Source organism: uncultured Psychrobacter sp. (assembly GCF_947488565.1).
Taxonomy (GTDB): domain Bacteria; phylum Pseudomonadota; class Gammaproteobacteria; order Pseudomonadales; family Moraxellaceae; genus Psychrobacter; species Psychrobacter saeujeotis.
This window is the reverse complement of sequence record NZ_CANKZC010000004.1, coordinates 152,774-177,185: the sequence shown is the minus strand read 5'-3', so window position 1 is coordinate 177,185 and position 24,412 is coordinate 152,774. Positions and strand designations below refer to the sequence as shown.

The 24,412-nt window shown below is 42.5% G+C and carries 17 protein-coding genes; 15 read left to right on the top strand and 2 right to left on the bottom strand.

Translation table 11 applies throughout. From position 1 onward, the window contains the following. The first annotated feature begins 170 nt into the window (after positions 1 to 170). The 5 genes from Q0890_RS10025 to Q0890_RS10005 all read left to right on the top strand — a co-directional run bounded on the left by Q0890_RS10025 (position 171) and on the right by Q0890_RS10005 (position 4,530). A complete protein-coding gene (locus Q0890_RS10025) occupies positions 171 to 794 on the top strand; it encodes an aminodeoxychorismate/anthranilate synthase component II (protein ID WP_299220276.1) in 624 nt (207 codons plus the stop codon). A gap of 101 nt (positions 795 to 895) precedes the next feature. Continuing rightward, positions 896 to 2,032 carry an anthranilate phosphoribosyltransferase gene (gene trpD, locus Q0890_RS10020; RefSeq protein WP_299220273.1) on the top strand — a complete coding sequence of 379 codons (1,137 nt, stop codon included), beginning with the start codon at positions 896 to 898 and terminating at the stop codon, positions 2,030 to 2,032. 78 nt (positions 2,033 to 2,110) lie between these two features. Further along, the gene (gene trpC / locus Q0890_RS10015; RefSeq protein ID WP_299220270.1) at positions 2,111 to 2,977 is read left to right on the top strand and encodes an indole-3-glycerol phosphate synthase TrpC; all 867 of its coding nucleotides are present in this window, start codon (positions 2,111 to 2,113) and stop codon (positions 2,975 to 2,977) included. Positions 2,978 to 3,047: 70 nt separating this feature from the next. Beyond that, the gene (locus Q0890_RS10010; protein WP_299220268.1) at positions 3,048 to 3,779 is read left to right on the top strand and encodes a Smr/MutS family protein; all 732 of its coding nucleotides are present in this window, start codon (positions 3,048 to 3,050) and stop codon (positions 3,777 to 3,779) included. Between the two features lie 118 nt (positions 3,780 to 3,897). After that, positions 3,898 to 4,530, top strand: coding sequence for a DNA-3-methyladenine glycosylase 2 family protein (locus Q0890_RS10005; protein ID WP_299220266.1), 633 nt, complete (start codon positions 3,898 to 3,900; stop codon positions 4,528 to 4,530). A 76-nt stretch (positions 4,531 to 4,606) separates the two neighbouring features. Here Q0890_RS10005 and Q0890_RS10000 read toward each other — a convergent pair whose 3' ends face one another. Continuing rightward, positions 4,607 to 6,514 carry a mechanosensitive ion channel family protein gene (locus Q0890_RS10000; protein WP_299220263.1) on the bottom strand — a complete coding sequence of 636 codons (1,908 nt, stop codon included), beginning with the start codon at positions 6,512 to 6,514 and terminating at the stop codon, positions 4,607 to 4,609. A 424-nt stretch (positions 6,515 to 6,938) separates the two neighbouring features. Between Q0890_RS10000 and Q0890_RS09995 the strand changes: the two genes are divergently transcribed. The 10 genes from Q0890_RS09995 (at position 6,939) to Q0890_RS09950 (ending at position 23,401) form a co-directional block, all read left to right on the top strand. Beyond that, complete coding sequence (locus Q0890_RS09995) at positions 6,939 to 8,876, top strand: TonB-dependent siderophore receptor (RefSeq protein ID WP_299220261.1); 1,938 nt, start codon at positions 6,939 to 6,941, stop codon at positions 8,874 to 8,876. Positions 8,877 to 9,217: 341 nt separating this feature from the next. Next, entirely contained in the window at positions 9,218 to 10,642 is a 1,425-nt protein-coding gene (gene ahcY, locus Q0890_RS09990) for an adenosylhomocysteinase (protein ID WP_299220258.1), read from the top strand. 11 nt (positions 10,643 to 10,653) lie between these two features. Further along, positions 10,654 to 11,502, top strand: coding sequence for a methylenetetrahydrofolate reductase (locus tag Q0890_RS09985; RefSeq protein ID WP_299220256.1), 849 nt, complete (start codon positions 10,654 to 10,656; stop codon positions 11,500 to 11,502). Between the two features lie 206 nt (positions 11,503 to 11,708). After that, positions 11,709 to 12,605, top strand: a complete 897-nt coding sequence (locus Q0890_RS09980; protein ID WP_299220253.1) for a 16S rRNA (uracil(1498)-N(3))-methyltransferase — start codon at positions 11,709 to 11,711, stop codon at positions 12,603 to 12,605. Positions 12,606 to 12,716: 111 nt separating this feature from the next. Further along, entirely contained in the window at positions 12,717 to 14,426 is a 1,710-nt protein-coding gene (locus Q0890_RS09975) for a bifunctional diguanylate cyclase/phosphodiesterase (RefSeq protein WP_299220251.1), read from the top strand. 358 nt (positions 14,427 to 14,784) lie between these two features. Further along, a complete protein-coding gene (locus Q0890_RS09970) occupies positions 14,785 to 16,578 on the top strand; it encodes an acyl-CoA dehydrogenase C-terminal domain-containing protein (protein WP_299220248.1) in 1,794 nt (597 codons plus the stop codon). 219 nt (positions 16,579 to 16,797) lie between these two features. Then, the gene (locus Q0890_RS09965) at positions 16,798 to 17,220 is read left to right on the top strand and encodes a hypothetical protein (protein WP_299220245.1); all 423 of its coding nucleotides are present in this window, start codon (positions 16,798 to 16,800) and stop codon (positions 17,218 to 17,220) included. Positions 17,221 to 17,278: 58 nt separating this feature from the next. Further along, entirely contained in the window at positions 17,279 to 18,499 is a 1,221-nt protein-coding gene (locus Q0890_RS09960; protein ID WP_299220243.1) for a PHB depolymerase family esterase, read from the top strand. A 348-nt stretch (positions 18,500 to 18,847) separates the two neighbouring features. Beyond that, positions 18,848 to 20,632, top strand: a complete 1,785-nt coding sequence (locus Q0890_RS09955) for an acyl-CoA dehydrogenase C-terminal domain-containing protein (protein ID WP_299220240.1) — start codon at positions 18,848 to 18,850, stop codon at positions 20,630 to 20,632. Between the two features lie 321 nt (positions 20,633 to 20,953). Continuing rightward, positions 20,954 to 23,401, top strand: coding sequence for a site-specific recombinase (locus Q0890_RS09950; protein WP_299220237.1), 2,448 nt, complete (start codon positions 20,954 to 20,956; stop codon positions 23,399 to 23,401). Between the two features lie 128 nt (positions 23,402 to 23,529). Here the strand turns inward: Q0890_RS09950 and Q0890_RS09945 are convergent, their stop codons facing one another. Beyond that, positions 23,530 to 24,399, bottom strand: a complete 870-nt coding sequence (locus Q0890_RS09945; protein WP_299220234.1) for a DMT family transporter — start codon at positions 24,397 to 24,399, stop codon at positions 23,530 to 23,532. Between the last annotated feature and the right edge of the window lie 13 nt (positions 24,400 to 24,412).

Here is a 24,412-nt window from a genome sequence, read left to right as displayed (position 1 = left end):
ACATAAGACTTGTAAAAACAGCCGACTGTTACATGTGTCATTTGATACCCACCAAAATAGTGGTAAGATATTCAGCCTCTATAAAACTTGCTTTGTGTCTGTATATATAATAATGAAAGGCATAATAATAGAGCTCTTATAAAACATCTTATCAATAGGTTAAAATCAGAATGATTCTAATGATCGATAACTACGACAGCTTTACATACAATATTGTACAGTACTTCGGTGAATTACAGCAGGACATCACCGTCTGGCGTAACGATCAGGCCACTATTGAACAAATCAAAGCCCTAGCTCCTGATGCTATCGTCATCGGCCCTGGTCCGTGCGATCCAGATCGTGCTGGTATCTCTTTAGACGTTATTGATACTTTTAAAGGTGTTATTCCTATTTTGGGTATATGCCTAGGGCATCAGGCCATTGGCCAAGCATTCGGCGGCCAAGTAGTCAAAGCTCGTGAAGTCATGCATGGACGTTTATCCGCTGTTCATCATACCCATAAAGGTATTTTTACTGATTTGCCTAACCCCTCGCAAGTTACGCGCTATCACTCTCTTGTCATTGATAAAGCAAGCTTACCGGATTGTTTAGCAGTAACTGCATGGACACAAAATGCAGATGGTAGCATTGAGGAGATCATGGGTATACGTCACAATATCTTTGCCATCGAAGGCGTTCAGTTTCATCCTGAATCTATCCTAAGTGAAGCAGGATATCAGCTGCTTAATAACTTTTTACAGGCGCATAATTTGGCCGTATTATCTGTAGATGAGTTGCCACAAGTGGGATAAATGTTGTGTGAGTCCATGTACAGGGTATATTTAGCAAGCATAAATCGACACACTCAAAAAACCAATTAAAACGAATATAAATATAAAAAAGTGAGACTTTAATGACCATCGATCAGTTACAGGAAGACTATAAACTAGCCGCCGATATGCCAGATGATATTATTCAATTATCTGACGAAGAGACGCATAAACTATTAACAACAGCGTTAGGTAGAATCTTTCAGCACATTGATCTCACGTTTGATGAGATGTACAAAGTCATGCTGATTATCATGCAAGGCAGATGTAGCGATGCCATGATGGGGGCTATATTGACTGGTCTGCGCATGAAAGGCGAATCCATTGATGAGATTACCGCCTCGGCCAGTGCCATGCGTGCTTTAGCTGCCAATATAGACCCAAAAAACTGCGACTATTTGGTCGATATCGTCGGTACTGGCGGTGATGGTGCCAACTTATTTAACGTCTCTACCGCCTCAGCCCTAGTGGCTGCGGCGGCTGGCGCACAAGTTGCCAAACATGGTAACCGCGGTGTGTCTACCAAATCTGGTAGCTCAGACTTATTAGAACAAGCAGGTATTAGCTTGGCGCTTAGACCTGAGCAAGCCAAACAATGTATAGAAAATGAAGGGATAGGCTTTTTGTTTGCGCCCAATCACCATAGTGCTATGCGCTATGCCAACCCGGTACGTCGTGAGCTAAAAGCACGGACGATATTTAATATCTTAGGGCCTTTGACCAATCCTGCCAGCGTACCCAATCTGGTGATTGGCGTCTTTACCGCTGAGCTGTGTGAACCTATCGCTAAAGTGATGAGAAACTTAGGCGCGCGTCATGTCATGGTGGTCGGTGCAAAAGACGGCTTGGATGAAATCAGCCTTGCGACCTCGACCACAGTTGCTGAGTTAAAAGACGGTGAGATATCAGTTTATGAGATGATGCCAGAAGATGCCGGTGTCGAGTCACAAACGCTCATTGGCCTTGATGTAGACTCGCCAAAGCAAAGTCTTGAGCTGATACGCGCGGCTCTATCAGGTACCGATACTCACGACCGTGCGGTACTCAAAGCGCGTGATATGATTGCACTAAACGCAGGGGCAGCGATATATACGGCGGGACTTGCCAGCAACTATCCAAATGGTGTCAGCCGCGCACAAAAGGTGATACAAAATGGTGATGCTTTAACCAAGCTTGAGTCTTTAGCGCAATATACTCAGCAGCTGATAGCCAATGCGTAACCAATGCAAGACTCTTTATCTAAAATAGTCAATCAGCCACTGCTGCTTATTTACCTTTAACGATAACTGGATACGAGCATGACCCATTCAGACATACCTTCAGTATTACAGCGAATTGTCGCAACCAAAGTAGAAGAAGTAAAAACAGCTCGTGAAGCGCTATCGCTTACAGAGCTGCAAGCACAAGTAGCGGCTGATACGCGTCCGCGTCGCGGCTTTGCTCAGGCATTGCGTGCGGCCAGCACTAGCGAGAGTGGTGTCGGCATCATCGCTGAAATCAAAAAAGCCTCTCCTTCTAAAGGCATCATCAATCACAACTTTGCCCCAGCTTTATTTGCTCAGCAATACGAGCAAGCTGGAGCCAGTTGTCTGTCTATTCTCACCGATCGTGATTACTTTCAAGGCCATGATAGCTACCTTATCGCCGCTGCTAATGCTGCAAGCTTGCCGATACTACGCAAAGACTTTATGATCGATGTGTACCAAATTTATCAATCCTACTTGATGGGTGCTGACTGCATACTACTCATCATGGCTTGCCTTGACGATGCGCAAGCATATGAGCTGCATGCGCTTGGTATTGAGCTGGGTATGGATGTATTGATTGAGGTACATACCAAAGTCGAGCTTGAGCGCGCACTTAAGCTACCACGCTCAGCACACAACATCTACGGCATTAACAATCGAGATCTCAACACTTTCGATGTTGACCTGCAAACCACACTCGATCTAAAAAACATTTTAATCGACGCGTTAGCAGCTGATATTGATAGCACGTATAAACCGCTTATCGTCACTGAAAGCGGCATTCATAGCAGCACTGATATTCGCTTGATGTTAGATAACAATATCCAGCACTTTTTAATCGGTGAGCAGTTTATGAAAACCGATCATCCTGGACAAGCGTTACAATCCTTACTTGCAGGCGTCGCTACAGACGAGTAAAGTAACTAAAAATGACCCTTATATAGATTATCTAATCATTTCTCCATCAACCAACGATACACTAACTTTTATGTCAAACTCTCTATTTTCAAAAGAAATGCAGGATCAACTCAAAGAGCTAAAAGGTCAATTGAGTAAAGGTCGCGATACCAACTCGCCTGAAGGTGAAAACCAAAAGCCGACAGAACCTGTGTCACTGCCAACGCAAAAGCAGGTCAAAAAGACGGTCAAACAATTAGACAGTGAACATATCGACGATGATAAAGTACTGTTTATGCAAGCGATGCATGGTGTAAATCAGCTTGAAGACAAAAACGTACGCTCTCCTGCCAGTACAGCAAAAGCACGCAAACCTGATGCCACTACTTTATCAAAGCGCGCTGCTGCTCAAGGCGGTGAAGCAAGCGATCTAGGCGCAGGCTTGTCAGATATGCAAGCACTGCTCAATCCGGTCGCTAGCGAAGCCTATTTGTCTTATAAACAACCAACCCTGCAAAACAAGATTTTTGATCAGCTTAAAAAAGGCAAACTGCGCTGGTATGACGCGGTAGACATTCATGGTTGCACCATCGAAGAAGCACGCGAAGCAATGACTCAGCTACTTAGCCAAGCCAAGCAAAAAAATGAAACCATGGTAAAAATTGTCCATGGCAAAGGTTCTGAGGCTATTCTAAAAACTTGTGTAAACGGCTGGCTACGTCAGCTACCAGAAGTATTGGCGTTTTGCTCTGCGCCGCCCAAAGATGGCGGTAATGGCGCAGTGCTAGTATTGCTCAAAAAACCCAAAGTCGATGGCGAATAAACCTTAGAGTCAAGCAAGAAAGGACTGCCGATAAGCAGTCTTTTTTTATGCAGATATATTGCGTATTTCTGTGGTGCGTGTTGCACTTTTTGTTGAACCCAAATAAAGTGAATCAATTATGAATATACAAACCATTGAAAATTCTGAGGAGCTAAAAAACCACATTAGCGCTTTGATAGCTATCGAACCAAGGTTCGCGGCCGCCTATGAGCAAGTTGGCGTGCCAAACCTTAGGCACAATGCAGGTGGGTTTAAGCAATTAATGAGAGCGATGGTTGGGCAACAGTTGTCAGTCACTGCCGCAGCCAGCATTTGGCAACGATTGGTTGATGCCAATTTGACAAACCCACAAAAGATTACTGAAGCAACAGACGAGGCGTTACGAGAGCAAGGTTTATCTAAACAAAAGACCCGTTATGTCAGATCGTTAGTAGAGCACAATATAGACTTTGCAATACTAGAAACCATGTCAAATGAGACAGTAATAAAAACCTTAACCGCTGTTACTGGCATCGGACGTTGGACAGCCGAGATGTATTTATTGTTTTCTTTAAAACGCGCTGATGTCCTTGCTGTCGATGATTTGGCGATTAAAGTTGCCGCGATGACACTACTGGATTTACCTGAGCGCCCCACACCAAAACTATTAAACAATCTGACGCAGGACTGGTCACCGCATCGTAGCGCTGCCAGTCTCCTGCTTTGGTCGTACTATGGCTCGCTGCGTAACAAAACCGCTATCCCTTTATAAAAATGACGCCTTGTCTTCATAGCATTAATAGTATCAAATGTTTATAGCACTATAAGTAGTAGCATAAACCTCTACTTTAGGGCTGATTCCATATAGAAAGACTAAAGTTCTTTTTAGCACGCTTGAATTTACGCTTTGCTAAAGCATAGTTCCTGCTTTTATGGGCTTTTTTGGCCTCAGCCTTTTTAGCTTTTCTTTTTTGTTTTGCCGCTGCTTCGGCACTTTTAGTACGGTTGACACTTTTGTCTAAATCAATGCCCTCTTCTTGCTTGTCATTATCAGCACTGGTATCAACTTCACTGGTGTTATCCTTTGTCGTATCTTCTTCAGAGTTATCTGCACGACGCTCACTATCATTTTCTTGACCATCGGTGTCATGGTTGTTTTCTCGATGATGTTCAAGCTCAGCTTGATTGACAATCAGCTGCTGCGTTGGTAGTGCATGCTCGACTTTGTATTTTGCGACTTGGTTAAGCACATCGACGAACACAACGTTTTGTTTGTCGTAAAATTCCATCACATCGTTAGCATTGATATAGGCTTGTAATTGAATAACGTAACAATCTTGGCGCAGCTCTAAAATATTGACCTGATTCCATTCTTGGTTGGTCAAATAATGCTCATTTAAAAACTCGTCTAAGTCTTTGACCATTTTAAAGACCACTTCGATATCAGCAGTACGCTTAAGATACAATTGATGGTAAAAGCGGAACATATCACGAGAGGTAAAGTTCTCAATTTGCATAGACGAAAAATCGCCATTAGGCACGGTCACAATGGTTCGTGATAGTGTACGTACGCGTGATGAGCGAATACCGATATCAACCACTGTGCCTTCATAGGTGCCAAACTTACAATAGTCACCTATCCGCACTGGCGAATCTGCCACGACAACCACACTACCAACCAGATTTTCGATGGTCTTTTGCGCACCAAGTGCTAATGCTAAACCACCAACCCCCAATGCGGCAATACCAGTCGTTAAGTCAAAACCTAAATTACCAAATATGACAATGACTGCAAAGATAAGCAGCAAAGCTTTGACGACTTTTCGCAACAATCCTAAGATAGAGACGCGTTCAGTATAGTTTTTCTTATAGCTTAGGTTAACCGCACGAGTAAAGATCGCATCGATCACTCGTAGCAGCAGCCATGTTATCGCAAGCCAAGAAGCGATTTCAGTAAAACGGTTAACGGGTTCCCGTAGCGTCACCGACACGCCTGCATAGACCATCACCTCTGACAAGATCAATGCCATGATAACAACAGCCAGTGGCAAGATAACTTTGTCCGGTAGAGGTAACGGGGTGTTGCGTACTCGCGGGTAAACAATTTTTAGTAAATGATACAGTAGCCAGACCATGATATAAGTCAGTACAAAGCTACTAACAACCATAGCAAGCGCAGCGACCAGATCCGCCAATTGATAGCCAAAGAGCTTTTTATCTTCTAGTGACTCAAATGTATAACGAGACACCAAAGTGGGCTTGGTGTTTTCTAATACTTCTGGTATAGAGCTTAGCGTCTCAGTAGAAAACTGCCAGTACTGCTCGCCTTGCTTAGACACGACTCTTTCAAGTAATAACGGCACACTTTTTTCGCCAATACTGATATTACCCACGTTTTCTTGGCTTGGTGGTAGCTGATCGGTTAGGTTACCTTCAGGGGTATTATTGATTTGCAAGTCAGGCTGAAAGCGTCCACCAGCATCAAGCGCTTGCTTAAACTCGCGTACCGCCGTCGTCGGATTGTCAGATTTGGTCAGATTCAGGTAATTACTCGCCAGTAGGTAATCATTTTCGCCCAACGCACTGATAAACCCTTGTACTGTATGGCGCGGAGTATCGCGTCCAAACGAGTCAGGCAATGTCTGGCGTACGCTCTCTTCACTACCAGTACTTACACCAAGCGCACCAGGTTCAGCAGCCATGACGCTATGAGGCATTATCGCGCTCAATATCATCAAGGCCAAAAGTACAATCATTGCCAATGGCATTTTAATTGATGACATCAATAGGGGTAATATAGTGTTAAAACTCAGATCACGCTTAATGAACAAAACCAACCTCTTAACTTTAGTAGTAGCACAACTGATGATAATGGATAATATCTGCCGCTATCATAACAATTATTCATAAAATTAGTGGCTTTGATTGCACGTTTTTATAGTAATTTATATTTTTAATTCTTATTTATACTATGTCATTCTCATCTATTAAAGAGTTATACAAATAATGCCGAAGTATTTGCATGAACTTCTTGCAGTGTATGGTGAAAAACATTCAACTTACCGTGAGGAAACATTAGGTTAAAGTAGTTTATAAGTGACGGGTTTTTATAGATAATGACTGCTGTTTTACTCATTTGATACTTTTGGTAATTTTGGCTTGATAACTTTTGGATTATTTATGACTTTTTCGCGTTCATCTTCGACTACCTATCTTCGCTTAAGCGTTTTAAGCGCGCTTGGTTTATTTGCAGTGAATACTACCATGGCGGCCACCTCTGAAAACACTTCCATCAACGAGAGCAATCTACCACAAGTTGAGCTGGATGAGATCGTCGTAACGGCGACGCGTACACCGACCAAAATCAGCAATGTCATTGCGCAAACCCGTGTTGTTGATAGCCAAGAACTTAGACGTTATCAAGGACAAACAGTACTAGAGGTTCTCAAGCGTCAGCCCGGTTTTAGTATTAAGCAAGATGGAGGCATGGGTAGTAGCAGTAATTTCTATTTACGCGGTTATGATAGCAAACGTGTCTTGATATTAATTGATGGCGTACGCTACGGGTCAATGTCAGCGGGACAACCTGCCCTAGCTCTGTTACCAACCGACCAGATCGATCGTATCGAAATATTATATGGCGCATCTGGATCTAGTATCTACGGCTCTGATGCGATGGGCGGTGTCATTCAAGTCTTTACTAAAGGTAGCAATGTCGAACAGACTAACTTTTCCGTCACTGCAGGTGTCGGCTCAAACGACCACTATTTATATGGGGCTGACGCACAATTTGCAAATGCTCAAGGTGCAAAACTTAGCTTATCTGCTAGCCGTAACCAAACTGACGGTATCAGCGCTCTTGCATATCAAATAGGTAACAATAAAGACGACGATGGTTTTAAAAGTAACAATTTTTCTTTAAATGCAAGTATGCCTTTAACTGAAAACATCAGTATCGGAGCAACTGGCCTATTTGCCCAATCGACTACTGAATTCGATAACTACACTAATGAGCCTAACGCAGAAATTGACCAAGAAAATGGAGCAATATCCGCTTTTTCACAATACGAAAAAGATAATTTAACGTTACGCTTATCAGCAGGTGAAAGTTTAGACAATCTTGATAACAAAGTCGGGGATGAGTTCGAGACTAAACAAAGACAAGCAAACTTACTAAGTATTTATCGTCTGCCTGCAGGACAGCTGCAAGCAGGGGCAGAATGGCTCAAACAAAAGGTAGATATTACTGATAACACACCTGATAATGGTAATGACACTTATAAAATAAATGACCGCACGATAAAAAGTGGCTTTGTTGGTTATCAACTCAATGAAGATGCTTATGACTTTCAAGCCAATGTCCGTTACGATGATAATTCGCAGTTTGATAACGAAACCACTTATAGTCTTGGTTATGCTGTAAAGCTAGCCCCTAGCCTACGTCTGGGTACCAGTTTTGCCACTGGTTATAGAGCACCTTCGCTTAACGATCTATATGTTGAAAGCTTTTACTATGCGCCAAATGAAGATTTAGAGGTTGAAGAGAGTAAAAACTTAGAAGTATTCATCGAGTCAAATGATACTTTGCAGACTACGCGCCTGACTGGTTTTCATAGCCGTGTCGACAATCTTATTAATAACACTTATGATCCGTTAATTGGAAAATACCAAGCTGTCAACATTGATGCGGCAGAGTTATCAGGTTATAGCTTTACATCAGACTGGCAGTTGAACAATTTTTTATTTGGTGGGCAATATACTCGTACGAGCGCAGAAGAGCGTTCAGGTGTCAATAAAGGCAAACAATTGGTTTACCGTCCTGAGCATACAGGATTAATATATGTAGGTTACCAAGCTTTAGACTTTGATGTGCGTGCTGAAGCGGAGTATGTTGGCAAGACTTATAATGTTGCAGATAACAGCACATTTATTGATGACTATACCTTATTTAATATCAGTGGTAATTACTATATAAATCCAAACTTAACTCTAACCAGCCGTATTGAAAACCTGACTAATCAAGACTACACAACCAATGAAAGTTTCGGTGATTTTGGTGAGCGATATAATCAGGATGGTACTAACTTTTTTACTTCGCTTACCTATAACTGGTACTAAGTTTGGTTAAGTAATATCAAAAGAACTCAAAATAAAATAGGTCATCTAAAGGTGGCCTTTTTTATGGCTATGGATTGCTGTTTAAAATCTTATCTATCTAAGCCGTCAGCTATTTATATCAGTCAATAGGTGACAAGCGAAGTCTCATCTATTACAATAACGACCTCCGAGAGGTGTTGCGCCATAATCTTCGATTACTGCATTTAGGCTATATAGTCAGGCAAATCAGACATTATGTTAGGCTCGGTGAACTGTGAATGACCATTATTTGGTTATTGACAGCATAAACAACGGCACCTGCGTTTTTATTCTTTTTATCTATTAACTGATAGGAGCATATTATGGACGCAGTGTCTAACATACCCTCTGCCCATACGATCGATCCCTCTTTCACTGACTATAAAGTCGCTGACATCAGCCTTGCTGATTATGGTCGCCGTGAAATCACGCTAGCCGAAGCCGAAATGCCTGCCCTTATGGGTCTGCGTCGTCGCTACCAAGATGAGCAGCCACTCAAAGGCGCTAAAATCGCTGGCTGTATCCACATGACCATTCAGACTGCGGTACTTATCGAGACCCTCGTCGCGCTAGGTGCTGACGTACGCTGGACTTCATGTAATATCTTTTCAACTCAAGACCATGCTGCGGCTGCGATTGCTGCTGCAGGTGTGCCTGTATTTGCTTGGAAAGGCGAAACAGAAAAAGAGTACGAATGGTGCTTGCGTCAACAAATCCACGTTGGCGGCGAAGAATCAGGTCAACTATGGGATGCTAACTTAATCTTGGATGATGGCGGCGATTTAACCGCGTTAATTCATAACGATTATGCCCAAATGCTTGATAACATCCACGGTATCTCAGAAGAGACCACCACTGGCGTGCATCGCTTGGTTGAGATGCTGGGTAAAGGCACGCTAAAAGTCCCTGCAATCAACGTCAACGATGCGGTGACCAAGTCTAAAAATGACAACAAATATGGCTGCCGTCATAGCTTAAATGACGCTATCAAACGTGCTACTGACATGTTCCTTGCTGGTCGCCGCGCATTAGTTATCGGTTATGGCGATGTGGGTAAAGGCTCAACCCAAAGCTTACGCCAAGAAGGCATGATCGTACGAGTATCAGAAGTCGATCCTATCTGTGCTATGCAAGCCTGTATGGATGGCTACGAAGTATTGTCTCCGTATATCAATGGCGACAACACTGGCGGCGCGGATAACATCAACACTCGCCTGTTAGAAGATACTGATCTGATTGTTACCACGACTGGTAATTATCATGTTTGCGATAAACATATGCTAGCGGCGCTAAAGCCTGGTGCCGTCGTCTGTAACATCGGTCACTTTGACACCGAAATCGATACCCAGTTTATGCGTGACAACTGGCGCTGGGTTGAGATCAAACCACAAGTGCATCAAATTTTCCGCTCAGATGATGAAAACGATTATCTGATTTTGCTTGCCGAAGGTCGCCTAGTCAACTTAGGTAACGCTACAGGTCACCCATCACGCGTGATGGACGGCTCATTTGCCAACCAAGTATTGGCCCAAATGTATCTGTTCGAAGAAAAGTTCGCTGAGCTTCCTGTTGATGAGCGCTTCGATAATTTATATGTCAAAGTATTGCCGAAAAAGCTTGACGAAGAAGTCGCTGCTGCGATGGTTGCAGGCTTTAACGGTACATTGACTAAGCTGACTGAGAAACAGGCTGAGTACTTAGGTGTTCCAGCTGAAGGTCCGTTTAAGCCTGACGCTTATAAATACTAAGGAGCGCGATTGTGAGTAAGCCTGCTTTTTCTTTTGAGTTTTTCCCAGCCAAAACTGAGCTGGGACACGAAAAGCTACTTAGTACTTATGATGAGCTCAATAAACTGTCGCCGAGCTACTTTTCGGTGACTTATGGTGCTGGCGGCTCGACTCGTAGCCGCACCTTAAATATTGTCCAAGCATTGTGCGCGCGCGGTGAGACTGATATTGCGCCGCACATGTCTTGTATCGGTGACGACAAGGCCGAGATTGCTGAGCTTCTAACGCATTATAAAAGTCTAGGTATCAAGCGCCTGGTTGCCCTACGCGGCGACTTACCCTCAGGGCAAGTCGGTATGGGTGAGCTACCGTTTGCGCTAGATTTGGTTAAGTTTATTCGTGAGCACTCAGGCGAGCATTTTCACATCGAAGTGGCTGCGTATCCTGAGATGCATCCGCAAGCGCGAAGCTTTGAGTTCGATGTTGATAATTTGGTCAATAAGTACCAAGCTGGTGCAAATGCTTCTATTACGCAGTTTTTTTATAATGCTGATAGCTACTTGTACTTGCGTGATACGTTAGAAAAACGTGGTATCGATACTGCTGTTCAGCCGCTGGTTGCAGGTATTATGCCGATCACTAACTCAAGTAACCTCGTTCGCTTTGCCGATAGTTGTGGCGCTGATATTCCGCGTTATGTGCGTAAACGGTTGGCTGACTTTGGCGATGATCGCAGCGCCATTCGTGAGTTTGGTTTTGAGGTGGTTTATCGTCTGTGCGAGCGTCTTATCAGTGAGGGCGTGCCAGCCATGCATTTTTATAGCATGAATAAAGTTGAGCCAAACAAGCGCTTAGTAGAAGCCTTAGGCCTTGCCTCTTAGTTCTTATAACAGATTATTTATCATAACTGGCGTTCTTCGGAGTGCCAGTTTTTTTATGCTAAATATAAAACATTCAAACCGTTATAACTTTATAAAAAGATTACTTTTATATTAAGCTCTATTTACTATAGAGATACTTTTATCTAAACAATATTTTGCTAAAATATATAAAAAATATTGTCGTTTAAATATAGGATTCAGCCATTTTGAGACGTTTTTTTTATGCTACTAACAATGAATATGTTACCAACAGCGATACTGAGGCTAATTATCCTAAGTTAAATACTCTCTCTATTGGTGCCGATATTGCCTTAACAGAAAGCATCGTACATCATTGGGGCCGCGTACTGCGTGCAAATGTCGGAGATGAAGGTATTTTATTCGATGGCTTTGGCGGCGAGTATCATGTAAAGCTGCAAAACATCGGCAAAAAAAACGCCACGGTGACGTTGTTATCTCATACAGACGAAGATCGTAACGCCCCTATCCATACTAAAATAGGTTTGGTTATGAGTCGTGGAGATCGGATGGATTATGCGATTCAAAAGGCTACTGAGCTGGGTGTGACTGGTATTCAATTGTTAAGCAGTCATCATGGTGAGGTGAATCTAAAGCCTGCACAAGTAGACAAGAAGCTTCTACACTGGCAGCAAGTAGCTATTGCTGCCAGTGAACAGTGCGGACTAAATCGGCCACCCCTTGTTTTCCCCCCTATCTCTATTGACGACTGGTTGCAAGATTTGGACACCAACGATATAGATTTACACATGATTGTTAGCCCTATTGTCTCCACGCTTAGCCAAGACCCTTACTATCAGATATTGCGACAACCAGCCGATCTACGTATGCAGCTTAGCGTACCGGCGCCAGATCAACCTGTCATGCCTGAGTCGTTGCCAACAGTACTGACACAAGCGTCACCTTATATTGAACTGTTGATTGGCCCTGAGGGTGGTCTTAGCGATAATGAACGCCAGCAAGCCGCCGATGTTGGATTTGCACCTTGGCAAATTGGGACCAGAGTCTTACGTACCGAAACCGCCCCTGTTGTCGCTTTAGCCACATTACATGCGCTTCATTATTTGCACCAACAAAAAACCTGAGTCCTCATTAAAAATAACTTTAGTAGACAATTGTTTATATTTTATATACCATCGCTATCTTATGACTTTAATATAATATTAATCTCCTTGCTTGACTATTGAGTCTCAATTATGACTACCTTTGCGCCCCTTTCACCATCAGTTAAGCAGCAACTAATGTCGGAGCTGTGCGAGCGTCTTGAAGACGCTGTATTTATTTTAGACGCCAATTTACGCTACCTGTCCATTAATCCTGCTTATGAGATAATGATTGGTTTTGAAGAGCCCTACATGATTGGACGACCTCTTGGTATCTACGCTGCTGAATTCTTATCAAAAAAAGAGCAGTCTATTTTAAAAGATATCTCCAATCGACTAGATAGTGAGGGTTTTTATGAAAATAATTTTGCTCTACTAAACCGTTATGGACGCACACTCAATTGCCATATATCTTATCGCAGGATTTATGTAGACAAAACTGTCTATTATATTGGAATGGTACGCGACATCTCCTCAGTCGTCGAAGACCAACAACAAGTTGCGCATCTACTCAATCATAATCAGTTAACAGGACTACCAAATCGTAAAGTATTTTTGAGTCAGACCAATGATGTCTTAATGGATAGCTTCCAAGAAGTAGTGATTATTCGAGCAAATATTGATCGTTATCGTATTTTGGTCAATAACCTTGGACAAGACAATGTTGATGAGCTTATAAAAGAGTTCGTTGCTAGAGTAAACGCCCTTGAGCTCAACCAGCTACTATGTTTTTCACACTTAGGCGGTGATGACTTTGGGCTATTGTTCGAATTTAGTGATGCTCATCTAGTACGCCATGAACTCGATAGCTTGATGCATATGTGCGAGCGACCATTTGTATTAAACAATACCAGTATTTATTTACAGATATCGGTTGGGGTCAGTTATTATCCTAAAGACGGTAACCAGTTGAGCAGTTTGCTAAATAAAGCTGAAAAAGCGTTACATTATGCCAAAGAGCATGGCGGAGATGATGTCTGCTGGTATAACGACGAGATAAACCACGAATCAATCGACAGTTTGCAGCTAGAGACTGAGCTACGTGAAGCCATATCGGCCAAGCAGTTCGTGCCCTATTATCAGCCTAAAGTTACTTTAGAATCGGGCGCTATCGCTGGTTTTGAAGCACTCGTACGTTGGCAGCATCCTACGCGTGGATTGCTACAACCAAAAGATTTTATTGAAGCTATTATTAAGCACAAACTGTCATTTGATTTATTTTGTCAGATGGCTGTTCAAATCGCTGAGCAGCTTCGTATTTGGGAGTCGATGAATTTTACGCAACATGTCTGCATCAATGCCGATGCTGCAGAATTTAGCCATATTGAATTTTTTGACTTTGTAACCAATCTATTCACGCACCATTCTATTCAACCTCATCAGTTACATATTGAAGTTACTGAGTCATCTTTAATGCTGCGGCATGCAAGTGTCAAGCAACAGCTTATCGCGCTAAAAGAGCTGGGAGTCTGCTTGTCATTAGATGATTTTGGTACGGGTTACGCCTCTCTTAGTTACTTACAAGAATACCCTTTTGACTTCATTAAAATTGACAAAAGCTTTATCGATAAAATAGTGAATAATCGTACTCAGTCTGCCATTGTTAAAGCTATTTTAGACTTGGCTACTGCTTTGGATATGAGCGCCGTCGCCGAAGGAATCGAGACTGAGCAGCAACGTGATTTGTTATTACAAATGGGCTGCGAGTATGGACAAGGTTACTGGTTTGGTCGCCCTGTCTCAGCTGACATAGCAACTAAAATGTTGAGTCATGCGTCTCTTCCAGACGCACGTTTCAATTAATTTAATCTATCACCACTACTATAGTGATTGGCTTATATAGCTTTTCTGTGTACCGTATTTAGCACTATTTTTTGTCCTTCAACGCTGATTATATAAAGGATGCAAGTTGGGTTGATGACTTATCAGTATTATAACCAAACTTGTATAATTTCTAGTGAACGCCTATCTTTTGAGGTGAATTTACTAATACAGTCATAATTCTTTTAGCATTTTTCAACGTTATATTATATGACCGATATCGCAGCCCTAAGTCTTTTGTGTAGGCAAATCTGATATCAGTAACATACTAACAGTCAAAATAACCACAAGCTAAGTTGTTTGTTCGCTGTCGGTCATACCAAAAAAAGGACAGGAAGTTATGCAGTACAAAGCCCCATTACGTGATATTCAATTCGTCATGCATGAGCTACTTGATAGCGAAAGCCACTATAAACGCTTACCAAAATTTCAAGAAGCTGATCGCGAGTTAATGGACAGTCTGTTTGAGATGGCTGCAAGCTTTGCTGAAAATGAGTTGTCACCACTGAATCAAAGCGGCGATGCTGAAGGCTGTCATTTTGATAATGGCAAGGTCACCACCCCTAAAGGCTTCAAAGAAGCTTATCAACAGTACTGTGAGCTTGGCTTTCCTGCGCTTTCTGCTGAAGAAGAGTTTGGTGGTCAAAATATGCCATTTTCATTATCTACGGTCATCAATGAGATGGTAGGTACGGCTAACTGGTCATTCTCCATGTATCCTGGCTTATCTCATGGCGCTATCCAAACTATCGAACATCATGGTACTGATAGCCAAAAAGACACGTATTTAGAAAAGATGGTCACTGGCGAATGGTCAGGCACCATGTGTTTGACTGAAGCACATGCAGGTTCTGACTTGGGTATTATTCGTACCAAAGCGCAGCCGAATGACGACGGCAGTTATAGCATCACTGGTCAAAAGATTTTTATCTCAGCCGGCGAGCATGATTTGGCTGAAAACATCATTCATATCGTCTTAGCGCGTCTACCAGGTGCCCCTGCTGGTACTAAAGGCATCTCTTTATTTATCGTTCCCAAAGTAATGGTCAATGACGATAATAGCCTGGGCGAAAACAATAACGTTGTCTGCGGCTCTATCGAGCACAAAATGGGTATCAAAGCTTCTGCTACTTGCGTGATGAATTTTGATGGCGCAACAGGTTATTTGATTGGTCCTGAAAACCGCGGCCTACAATGCATGTTTACTTTTATGAATGTGGCGCGTATCGGTACGGCTGTGCAAGGCTTAACTGCAGCAGAATATGCTTTCCAAGGTTCATTGACTTATGCCAAAGACCGCTTAGCGATGCGCGCTCTATCAGGTGCCAAAGCGCCAGATAAAGTCGCTGACCCTATCATTGTACACCCAGCTGTTCGCAACATGCTATTGACTGAAAAAGCCTTTGCTGAAGGTGGCCGTGCGCTAGTATATTATCTCTCTCATTTTGCCGATACGGTGGCAAAAGGCGAAGGTGATGAGCTTAAGTTTGCCGATCAAATGCTGTCGTTATTGACACCGATTGCTAAAGCCTTCTTGACTGAAACGGGTCTAGAAGCTGCGAATCATGGGGTACAAGTTTATGGTGGTCATGGCTTTATCAGCGAATGGGGTATGGAGCAAAACGTCCGTGACACCCGTATTGCTTGCCTGTATGAAGGTACCACTGAAATTCAAGCGCTCGATCTACTTGGTCGTAAAGTCTTAGGCTCACAAGGTAAATTGCTGGCAAACTTTGTCGATATTATTCAACAGTTCTGTGAAGAAAATAAAGACAATGATGAGATGGGACAATTCATCCGTCCACTTGCCAAACATTTAAAAGAATGGGGCGACTTAACCGCACGTATTGGTATGCAAGCCACTGAAAACCCAGACGCCGTTGGCGGTGCTGCCGTTGATTACATGTATTTTAGTGGTTATGTCACTCTTGCCTACTTATGGGCACGTATGGCATTGATTGCTCAAACCGAGATCAAAAACGGTAACAGTGAACATGCCTTCTATGATGCCAAGATTAAAACCGCTCAGTTCTATTTTGCTAAGTTGTTACCGCGTACTACAACGCACGTACAGCGCATCAGCACAGGTATTGAGCCATACATGAGCATGAACGTTGATCAATTTGCTTTTTAGAATCGAACTGTACTAGATTCTATTATGATTAAATGCTAATACTTTTGATTGATTAAGAATTTAGACGCGGTACCACTATCGGCAACATACTTCGGTGTGTTGCCGATTTTTTTGGTATTGGCTTGTTAATTTTTATTAAAATATCTAATATATACTCCCTATGGATTCCATTTGGAGTATAATAATGAAATTAAGAGAGTTCATTGTAAGGATCATATGATGGCAAGCAAAAATACAACGCCTATTCGCGCTCGTGCAGGCGAGACAGAAAAGGTCACAATTAATCTCGGCTACGTAGATCTTGGGCAAGTAGATTTGATGGTACAGGAAGGTTTTTATTCTAATCGCACTGATTTTATTCGCACGGCAATACGTAATCAGCTAACCATACATGCTGATGTGGTACAGCAAACCGTTGCTCGTAAAACCTTAGAGTTAGGACTACGGCATTACACACGCGCCGATCTTGAAGCCGTTCAAGAGCGTAATGAAAAATTACATATTCAAGTATTGGGTCTGGCGACTATTGCCGCCGATGTAACTCCAGAACTGGTGGAAGCCACTATTGAAAGCATTACCGTATTGGGCGTACTTCAGGCAAGCCCAGAGATAAAAGCCATATTGGCTAATAAAATGGTTTAACCACTTACTCTTAAGACGCTCTTTTAAATTTATACCACTATATAACGGAAAGCATCGAATGAATTTTTCAAAATTTAACATGATACCGCCGCATCTCGAAGAGGCAATGCAACTAATGAAATCAGGCCAACTAAAAGAGGCCACCAACGTGATCCAAAAAAACTTGAGCGGCACAGCACCAGCCAGCCATACCGACAAAAACCCTATTAAAGATGTAACACCTGATATGTCAACGCTAGAAGATAGCTCGAGCTCAAAAGACAAAAATACAGGTACAGATGATGTGTCTAGTAAGCTGCAAGATTTTACAGATAAAATGAAGCATTTTAAGCTGGACTTGCCATCAGTTATGGATATAAGTACCTTACGTACTGGGGTCAATACACATAGTGAGCCGTTCATTCCTGACAATGCGCAGTTTCTCAAAGGCAACCTGAAGTCATCTCAAGGCAGTCACGACTACCGGCTATATATTCCCTCAAACTACGCGCAAGCGGTGGAAGACGGCCTACGCTTACCTTTAATAGTCATGCTCCACGGCTGTACGCAATCACCAGAAGATTTTGCAGTAGGTACACGTATGAATGAATTGGCAGAAAAGCATCATTGCCTGATCGTCTACCCTTCTCAGCCAGCTTCTGCTAACCCCAATCGCTGTTGGAACTGGTTCAAACCTACTGATCAACAGCAAGGTAAAGGTGAGCCTGCATGGCTTGCAGCCTTGACTACATCCATTATTGAGGATTATGCCGTGGACTCATCACGGGTGTATATTGCAGGGCTATCTGCAGGCGCTGCGATGGCTGTGATTATGGCAGAAAACTATCCTAAGATGTATGCTGGAGTTGGCGTGCATTCAGGGTTGGCTTATCGTAGTGCCACTGATTTGCCGTCTGCAATGATGACGATGCGACAAGGCGGTTCTGCTCCTTTAAAACCTGCAAGTAATAATAAATTCGTCCCAATGATTGTGTTTCATGGTGATCAGGATCACACCGTAAGTATTCGTAATGGCGAGCAGGTCTTTGAGCAAGCAAAGCAGCGCTTACAAGCGCAAGAAACTGGTTTAACCACTCACCAACATAAGCAATGTTCTGAGCAAAACTGTCGTAGTACTCAGCTAGAGATTCGTGATAGTAAAGGAGTTAGCCAGTTAGAATATTGGAAAATCCACGGTGCTGGGCATAGCTGGGCGGGCGGCAATAGCGCCGGGTCTTACACTGACCCTAAAGGACCAGATGCATCAAAAGAGATGCTGCGGTTTTTCTTCAATCAATAATTATAATTGGTTTAATATACAAACATTGCACCAGACTGGTATGAACTTTTTGTAGCCTTTGTCAGTGTAGACACAGCAAGCAAGAAAATTAATACCAGTCGAGAAGCCTCACACAACGTAGCAACTTCTTAGTTGAGCACTACAATAGCAGTAGCCAACTTTTGGTGTACGCACTATTCACTAAGAGATACACAAGCTTAGCCACTAATTTGCTAAACTTTACTGACTATCTCAGACTCTAACTTAATAATAATTATTGCATCATTTGCTATGACGGTTAAAGAACATCATGACAAATATAAGCAAATATGTATATAACTTTATTAATCTTAAATCAAAGGAATGTTTATGGCTGTTTATAACGCCCCTCTAACTGACATGCGTTTCATCTTAACCGATGTCTTTAAGGCGCCTGAATTTTGGCAAAATAATGACAATTTATCTCATGTCGACATGGAAACAGTCGATATGATTTTAGAAGAAATGGCCAAATTAAGTAAAAACGTTCTGTTGCCTATCAATCGTACTGGCGACGAAGAAGGCGCGACTTATCATGGCGACGGTGTCGTCACTACTCCTAAAGGCTTTAAAGAAGCTTATCAGCAATATGCCGAATCAGGTTGGGTCGGACTTGGCGGTAATCCTGAGTACGGTGGCCAAGGTTTTCCAAAAATGGTCACTATGCTCACCGAAGAGATGCTTTTCACCACCAACCAATCATTTACCCTCTACCCCAACTTAACAGTTGGCGCAACCTTGTGTCTTAACGCGGCAGGCTCAGAAGAGCAAAAGCAGACATATTTAGAAAAAATGTACTCAGGTGAATGGTCAGGTACTATGTGCTTAACCGAACCGCACGCCGGTACTGATTTAGGTATTATCAAAACCAAAGCCATACCAAATGACGACGGTAGCTATAATATCTCTGGTACCAAAATCTTTATCACTGGCGGTGAACACGACTTAACTGAGAATATTGTTCATCTGGTATTGGCTAAAACCCCAAATGCGCCAGAAGGCTCAAAAGGTATCTCTTTATTCGTTGTACCAAAATTTTTGGTCAATGATGATGGCAGCTTAGGCGAACGTAATACCTTATCAGCTGGCTCAATCGAGCATAAAATGGGTATCAAAGCTTCAGCCACTTGTGTCATGAACTTTGACGATGCCAAGGGCTGGATGGTTGGTGCTGAAAATACAGGCTTGTCGTCAATGTTTATTATGATGAACTATGAGCGCGTAACGATGGGTCTGCAAGGGCTTGGCGGTACTGAGCTTGCTTATCAAAATGCAGCGCTTTATGCGTTTGAACGTGGTCAAGGTCGTAGTGATACTCAACTACAAAGTCCAGAAAAACCAGCCGATGCTATCGTGCATCATGCTGATGTGCGCCGTATGCTATTGAATGCTAAAGCCAATAGTGAGGCATCACGCTGTTTTGCGATGTATGTTGCAAAACAACTCGATACTGAAAAGTTCAGCACGGATCCTGAAGCTGCTCAAGCCGCTGCTGCACGTGTGGCCTTACTAACGCCGATCGCAAAAGCCTTCTTGACGGATAAAGCATTAGAAGCCACTATCGATTGCCAGCAAGTCTTTGGTGGTCATGGTTATGTCCGCGAATGGGGTATGGAGCAAATCGTACGTGATACGCGTATCGCCCAGATTTATGAGGGTGCAAACGGTATTCAAGCACTTGACTTATTGGGCCGTAAGGTTGCCCGTAATGATGGTAAATATATTACTCACTTCTTAGGCGAAATTCGTGATTTCGTTAGCACAATGCAAGCTGATCATGGTATTAAACAAGCGACATTAGATGCCGCTGATACTGTCGAAGAGCTGACTAAGACAGTTTTGACCAATATCGGCTCTCGTAAAAATGAGATTAATGGCTGCGCAGTTGATTATATGCATGCGGTAGGATATCTGTGCTACTCATATATGTTTGCGCTAATGGTTGAAGCGGCAAATGGTAAAGATGACGAGTTTTATATCAATAAAGCCAAGCTTGCCGATTATTTTGTTGGTCGCGTTTTACCGCGTATTGATGCGCACGCCCAAATGGTCAAATCTGGTAGTGATCCGATGATGAACTTTGATTTAGACTATTTTAACGTACCTGCCAGCTAAACAAAGTTTATAGGATTGATAGTTATTTAATTATCGATATATTCATTAATGAAAAAGGACAGTATAATTACTGTCCTTTTTTTTGCCAAAACTATATTCAAAACAACTGCTAACAAAATAACTAAACATGACCTTACACTTCCGATTAAAATAACCTGCATTAGCTATCAACTTAACACCGATATTTGTATCTAACACTCAACAAATATATCAATACAAACTCTCTGTATAACCACTAAAAATAGTACCTCATAATCCCTATCACAACTGTCAAAACAGTAGCACATCAACCAACAGAACAATAACGATAAAGAGTACGCTGTGTCAGAGATAAAACGCATTTTACAACAAATTACCGCCTTAAGTGACGTGCCAGAGCCATCTGTACTTCGGCGTTTAATTGATGAGCTACGGGTCACTGAAAACGAGCCTGCACTTGCCAATCAAAACATCCAAACCCTTATCGATGTCTTGCGTCAGCATCCAGAATATAGTGATGGTCTTGCAAGCTTTGTACTAAAACTCATTATCCAGTATCGTCAAATCTCCTTATATACTGATACTGGTATCATGTCAGATGAGGGGTTTTTTAGTAGCTTACGTCGCTTGCTTGGTCATCGGTTCTTACCGCTCCTGCCTCAAGATGATTCTGTCGTTGAGTTGGTCGGTTATCTGTTCTATAAACGTCAAGATGAACGCTGGCTTGCTAACATTGAAAAAGACAAATGGGAAGCGTTGGTTGATCTACTTAATGTTAAAGAAGAGCATTTATACTTAGTAGCGACCGCCAAAAACAGTATTTTAAATGCGATAGTCATTCTGTCTTATCGCATTAGCGGCATTGGTCTGCATCCTGACTTAATGGAAGCTTATCCGCAGATTTTGAACTATTCTGCATCTTTTGTTGCTCAAAACCAAGAAGCCGTATTGTTTGTCAATCAGTATCGACAAGCGCATGAGCTTGACACTTTAACGGACATTACGCCTGAACATGCGGTTAATCCTGCCCCACTACTGGTCATGCTTGAGCAGTGTGAAGATATCGTTGCAACAGTACGTAAACGCATCTACAAAACGGGTATCTCTATTCGCTTAACCAATATGATGTTACGACTTGATCAAAGCTTACAACGCATGCGTATTTTGACCGAGCTGGTCGCTGATAGCGGTCAAAATCGCGACAAAGCGGTGATTAATCTGATCCAAACCCTTATTATTACTGCCAATCGTCGTTATAGCATCGGCTATCTAATTGATAACAATACCAAGCTATTGTCACGTAAAGTCACTGAAAACGCTAGCCGTGTCGGCGAGCATTATATTAGCACAGATAGAGCTGGCTATCGAAAAATGTTCAAAAAAGCATCTATCGGTGGCTTTATCATTGCCTTTATGGCTACTACCAAAATCTTGGCCTATCATTTGGCCCTTGCACCAATGGGCCGAGCCTTTATAAACAGCATGATTTATGGTTTGGGTTTTGTCTTTATTCATATTGTTCATGGTACTGTTGCCACTAAGCAGCCAGCGATGACTGCTGCTGCTATTGCTTCAACCATATCAGAGGGTTCAGGAAAAAAGTCACACCAATTGACTAAACTATCAGAGCTAGTAGTCGATATCTTGCGCACCCAGTTTATCGCTATCATGGGTAATATCATGCTAGCTATCCCTGTTGCACTGATTATCTCTTTTGCATGGTTGCAATATACAGGTGCACCAATGATTGATACTGAAAAAGCTGGGCACCTACTTCATGACCTAGATCCTTTTCGATCATTAGCACTACCTCACGCGGCTATCGCTGGGGTATATCTGTTTTTGTCTGGTCTTATTGCAGGTTACTACGACAATTTAGCGGTTTACAATAAAATTGGCGCTCGTATTAATAGACACTGGTTACTTCAGCGTTTATTACCCAAAAGATGGCTTCGACGCTTGAGTGGCTTTATAGAGGCCAATCTTGGCGCTATCATGGGCAATTTTCTATTTGGCGTATTCTTGGGTAGCACGGCGACTATTGGTTATTTATTTGGTTTACCGATTGATATTCGTCATATTGCATTTGCGTCTGCCAATTTGGCTCATGGACTGTTCAATATGTCAGCGGCTCAGATAAGTTGGGATGTGGTTTTGATCTCTATTCTTGGCGTCGCACTTATCGGTATCGTCAACTTAATGGTCAGTTTTTCCTTGGCACTTCTGGTCGCCTTACGCTCAAAAGAAGTCCGATTTTTTGAGTGGCGTAGACTATCCAAGCTTGTTTTTGGTCATATCGTCAGTCATCCATCTGACTTTTTTTGGCCACGTGACAAACCGATGAAATATGCCCGTATCGATAGCCAAGGTCATATGATATTTGATGATACTGCTGGACAAAAAGGCGGTAAGCCATTACCCAGTAATTATGTGATACGGCGCTTATCTGATGTCAAAATCATACCTAACTCAGTCTCTGTTGACGCAAAAGGTGAACGAACAACCATAGACATATATTATGAAAATCAGTCTCAAGATCATGGACAGGAGGGTGCTGTAGATAAGAACGTGACTAAAAAGGTTGTCGACCTTGATGATGGATTAGTAGACGAAGAGCTAAATAGCGTGCCTTACTATAGTGATATTCAATATGATAAGACCACTAAAACACTAGGAGACGTTAATAGTAACAAAACCAGCAATCATGATAAAAACGCTGATAACAAGGCTACAGGGGATGCAAAAACGCCCTTGCCGAAACCTAAAAAACCGCCCAAACTGCCTAATTAATAGGGCAGTTTTGGGAGCTTTATACTTGGTCATCTGCTGATATTACCGCTGATAGGAGGTCTAACAATGTTTTCTTGATACTTCATCGATATTTGCCACCTAAACCTTCAAAGTCACGCTGGCTCATTCTACTTTCTGCCTGTCTGAATGAGCAGTACACCGCTAAGTATCAATAGTAAGGCGATAATTTCTACATAAGTGATAGCCTCTCCTATAATCGCGCCGATGATCACAGCAACGATAGGCGCAATATACGTCGCACCAGCGGCACGTACAGAGCCTAGCGTCTCGATAATAAAGTAGTAAATTAAGAAAGCAGCACCCGTACCTAATACCCCCAATCCTAGTACCGTTCCCCACAGTGCTTGGGCATCTGTCACTATATGAGTGATACCATCAAAATCAATGAGCACGGCAAGCGTCATCACTGCAAGTCCAATCTGCCATGTGGCTAATGCCAATGGTGATAGTTTTAGATGCGATAAAAAGCGGCGCGCATAAACGAATGACGCCCCAACGCTTAAAGAACCAGCGAGCATCCATAAAACACCTATAAGAGATATATTCATGCCGCCTTGCCATGGACGTGCACTCAAGGCAATACCTGCAAACCCTAACGCAACCCCTAGCGCCATCTGTTTAGTAGGTCTCTCCTCTGGTAAGAAAAGCGCCGCCCCTAAAAAAGTAAATATCGGTATCGAACCACTCAATAACCCTGCAATACTACTGGGTAACAACGCCGTACCAGCAATAAACCCATAATAATAAAAGGAGGTTGCAAGCACAGACATGACGATAAAATGCGGTAAATAGGCAGATTGCTCCCGAGTAATGACTTTATGACGCCATGCTATTAACGCTAAGGGTATAAACCCAAACAGCACTCGTAGAAATACAGTTTGAGAAGGCGTTATCACAGCGGTGGCCCACTTCATAAAAATAAAGTTAGACCCCCAAATAACACCAAGTAATACTAGCGCTGTATAGGCTCTAAACATAGTATTGGCCTTT

Coding starts and splice junctions, on each gene's coding strand:
- Q0890_RS09975 (WP_299220251.1), top strand. CDS start 12,717: ATGACTACCTTTGCGCCCCTTTCACCATCAGTTAAGCAGCAACTAATG.
- trpD (WP_299220273.1), top strand. CDS start 896: ATGACCATCGATCAGTTACAGGAAGACTATAAACTAGCCGCCGATATG.
- Q0890_RS09945 (WP_299220234.1), bottom strand. CDS start 24,399: ATGTTTAGAGCCTATACAGCGCTAGTATTACTTGGTGTTATTTGGGGG.
- Q0890_RS10010 (WP_299220268.1), top strand. CDS start 3,048: ATGTCAAACTCTCTATTTTCAAAAGAAATGCAGGATCAACTCAAAGAG.
- trpC (WP_299220270.1), top strand. CDS start 2,111: ATGACCCATTCAGACATACCTTCAGTATTACAGCGAATTGTCGCAACC.
- Q0890_RS10000 (WP_299220263.1), bottom strand. CDS start 6,514: ATGATTGTACTTTTGGCCTTGATGATATTGAGCGCGATAATGCCTCAT.
- Q0890_RS10025 (WP_299220276.1), top strand. CDS start 171: ATGATTCTAATGATCGATAACTACGACAGCTTTACATACAATATTGTA.
- Q0890_RS10005 (WP_299220266.1), top strand. CDS start 3,898: ATGAATATACAAACCATTGAAAATTCTGAGGAGCTAAAAAACCACATT.
- Q0890_RS09955 (WP_299220240.1), top strand. CDS start 18,848: ATGGCTGTTTATAACGCCCCTCTAACTGACATGCGTTTCATCTTAACC.
- Q0890_RS09970 (WP_299220248.1), top strand. CDS start 14,785: ATGCAGTACAAAGCCCCATTACGTGATATTCAATTCGTCATGCATGAG.
- Q0890_RS09995 (WP_299220261.1), top strand. CDS start 6,939: ATGACTTTTTCGCGTTCATCTTCGACTACCTATCTTCGCTTAAGCGTT.
- ahcY (WP_299220258.1), top strand. CDS start 9,218: ATGGACGCAGTGTCTAACATACCCTCTGCCCATACGATCGATCCCTCT.
- Q0890_RS09965 (WP_299220245.1), top strand. CDS start 16,798: ATGGCAAGCAAAAATACAACGCCTATTCGCGCTCGTGCAGGCGAGACA.
- Q0890_RS09960 (WP_299220243.1), top strand. CDS start 17,279: ATGAATTTTTCAAAATTTAACATGATACCGCCGCATCTCGAAGAGGCA.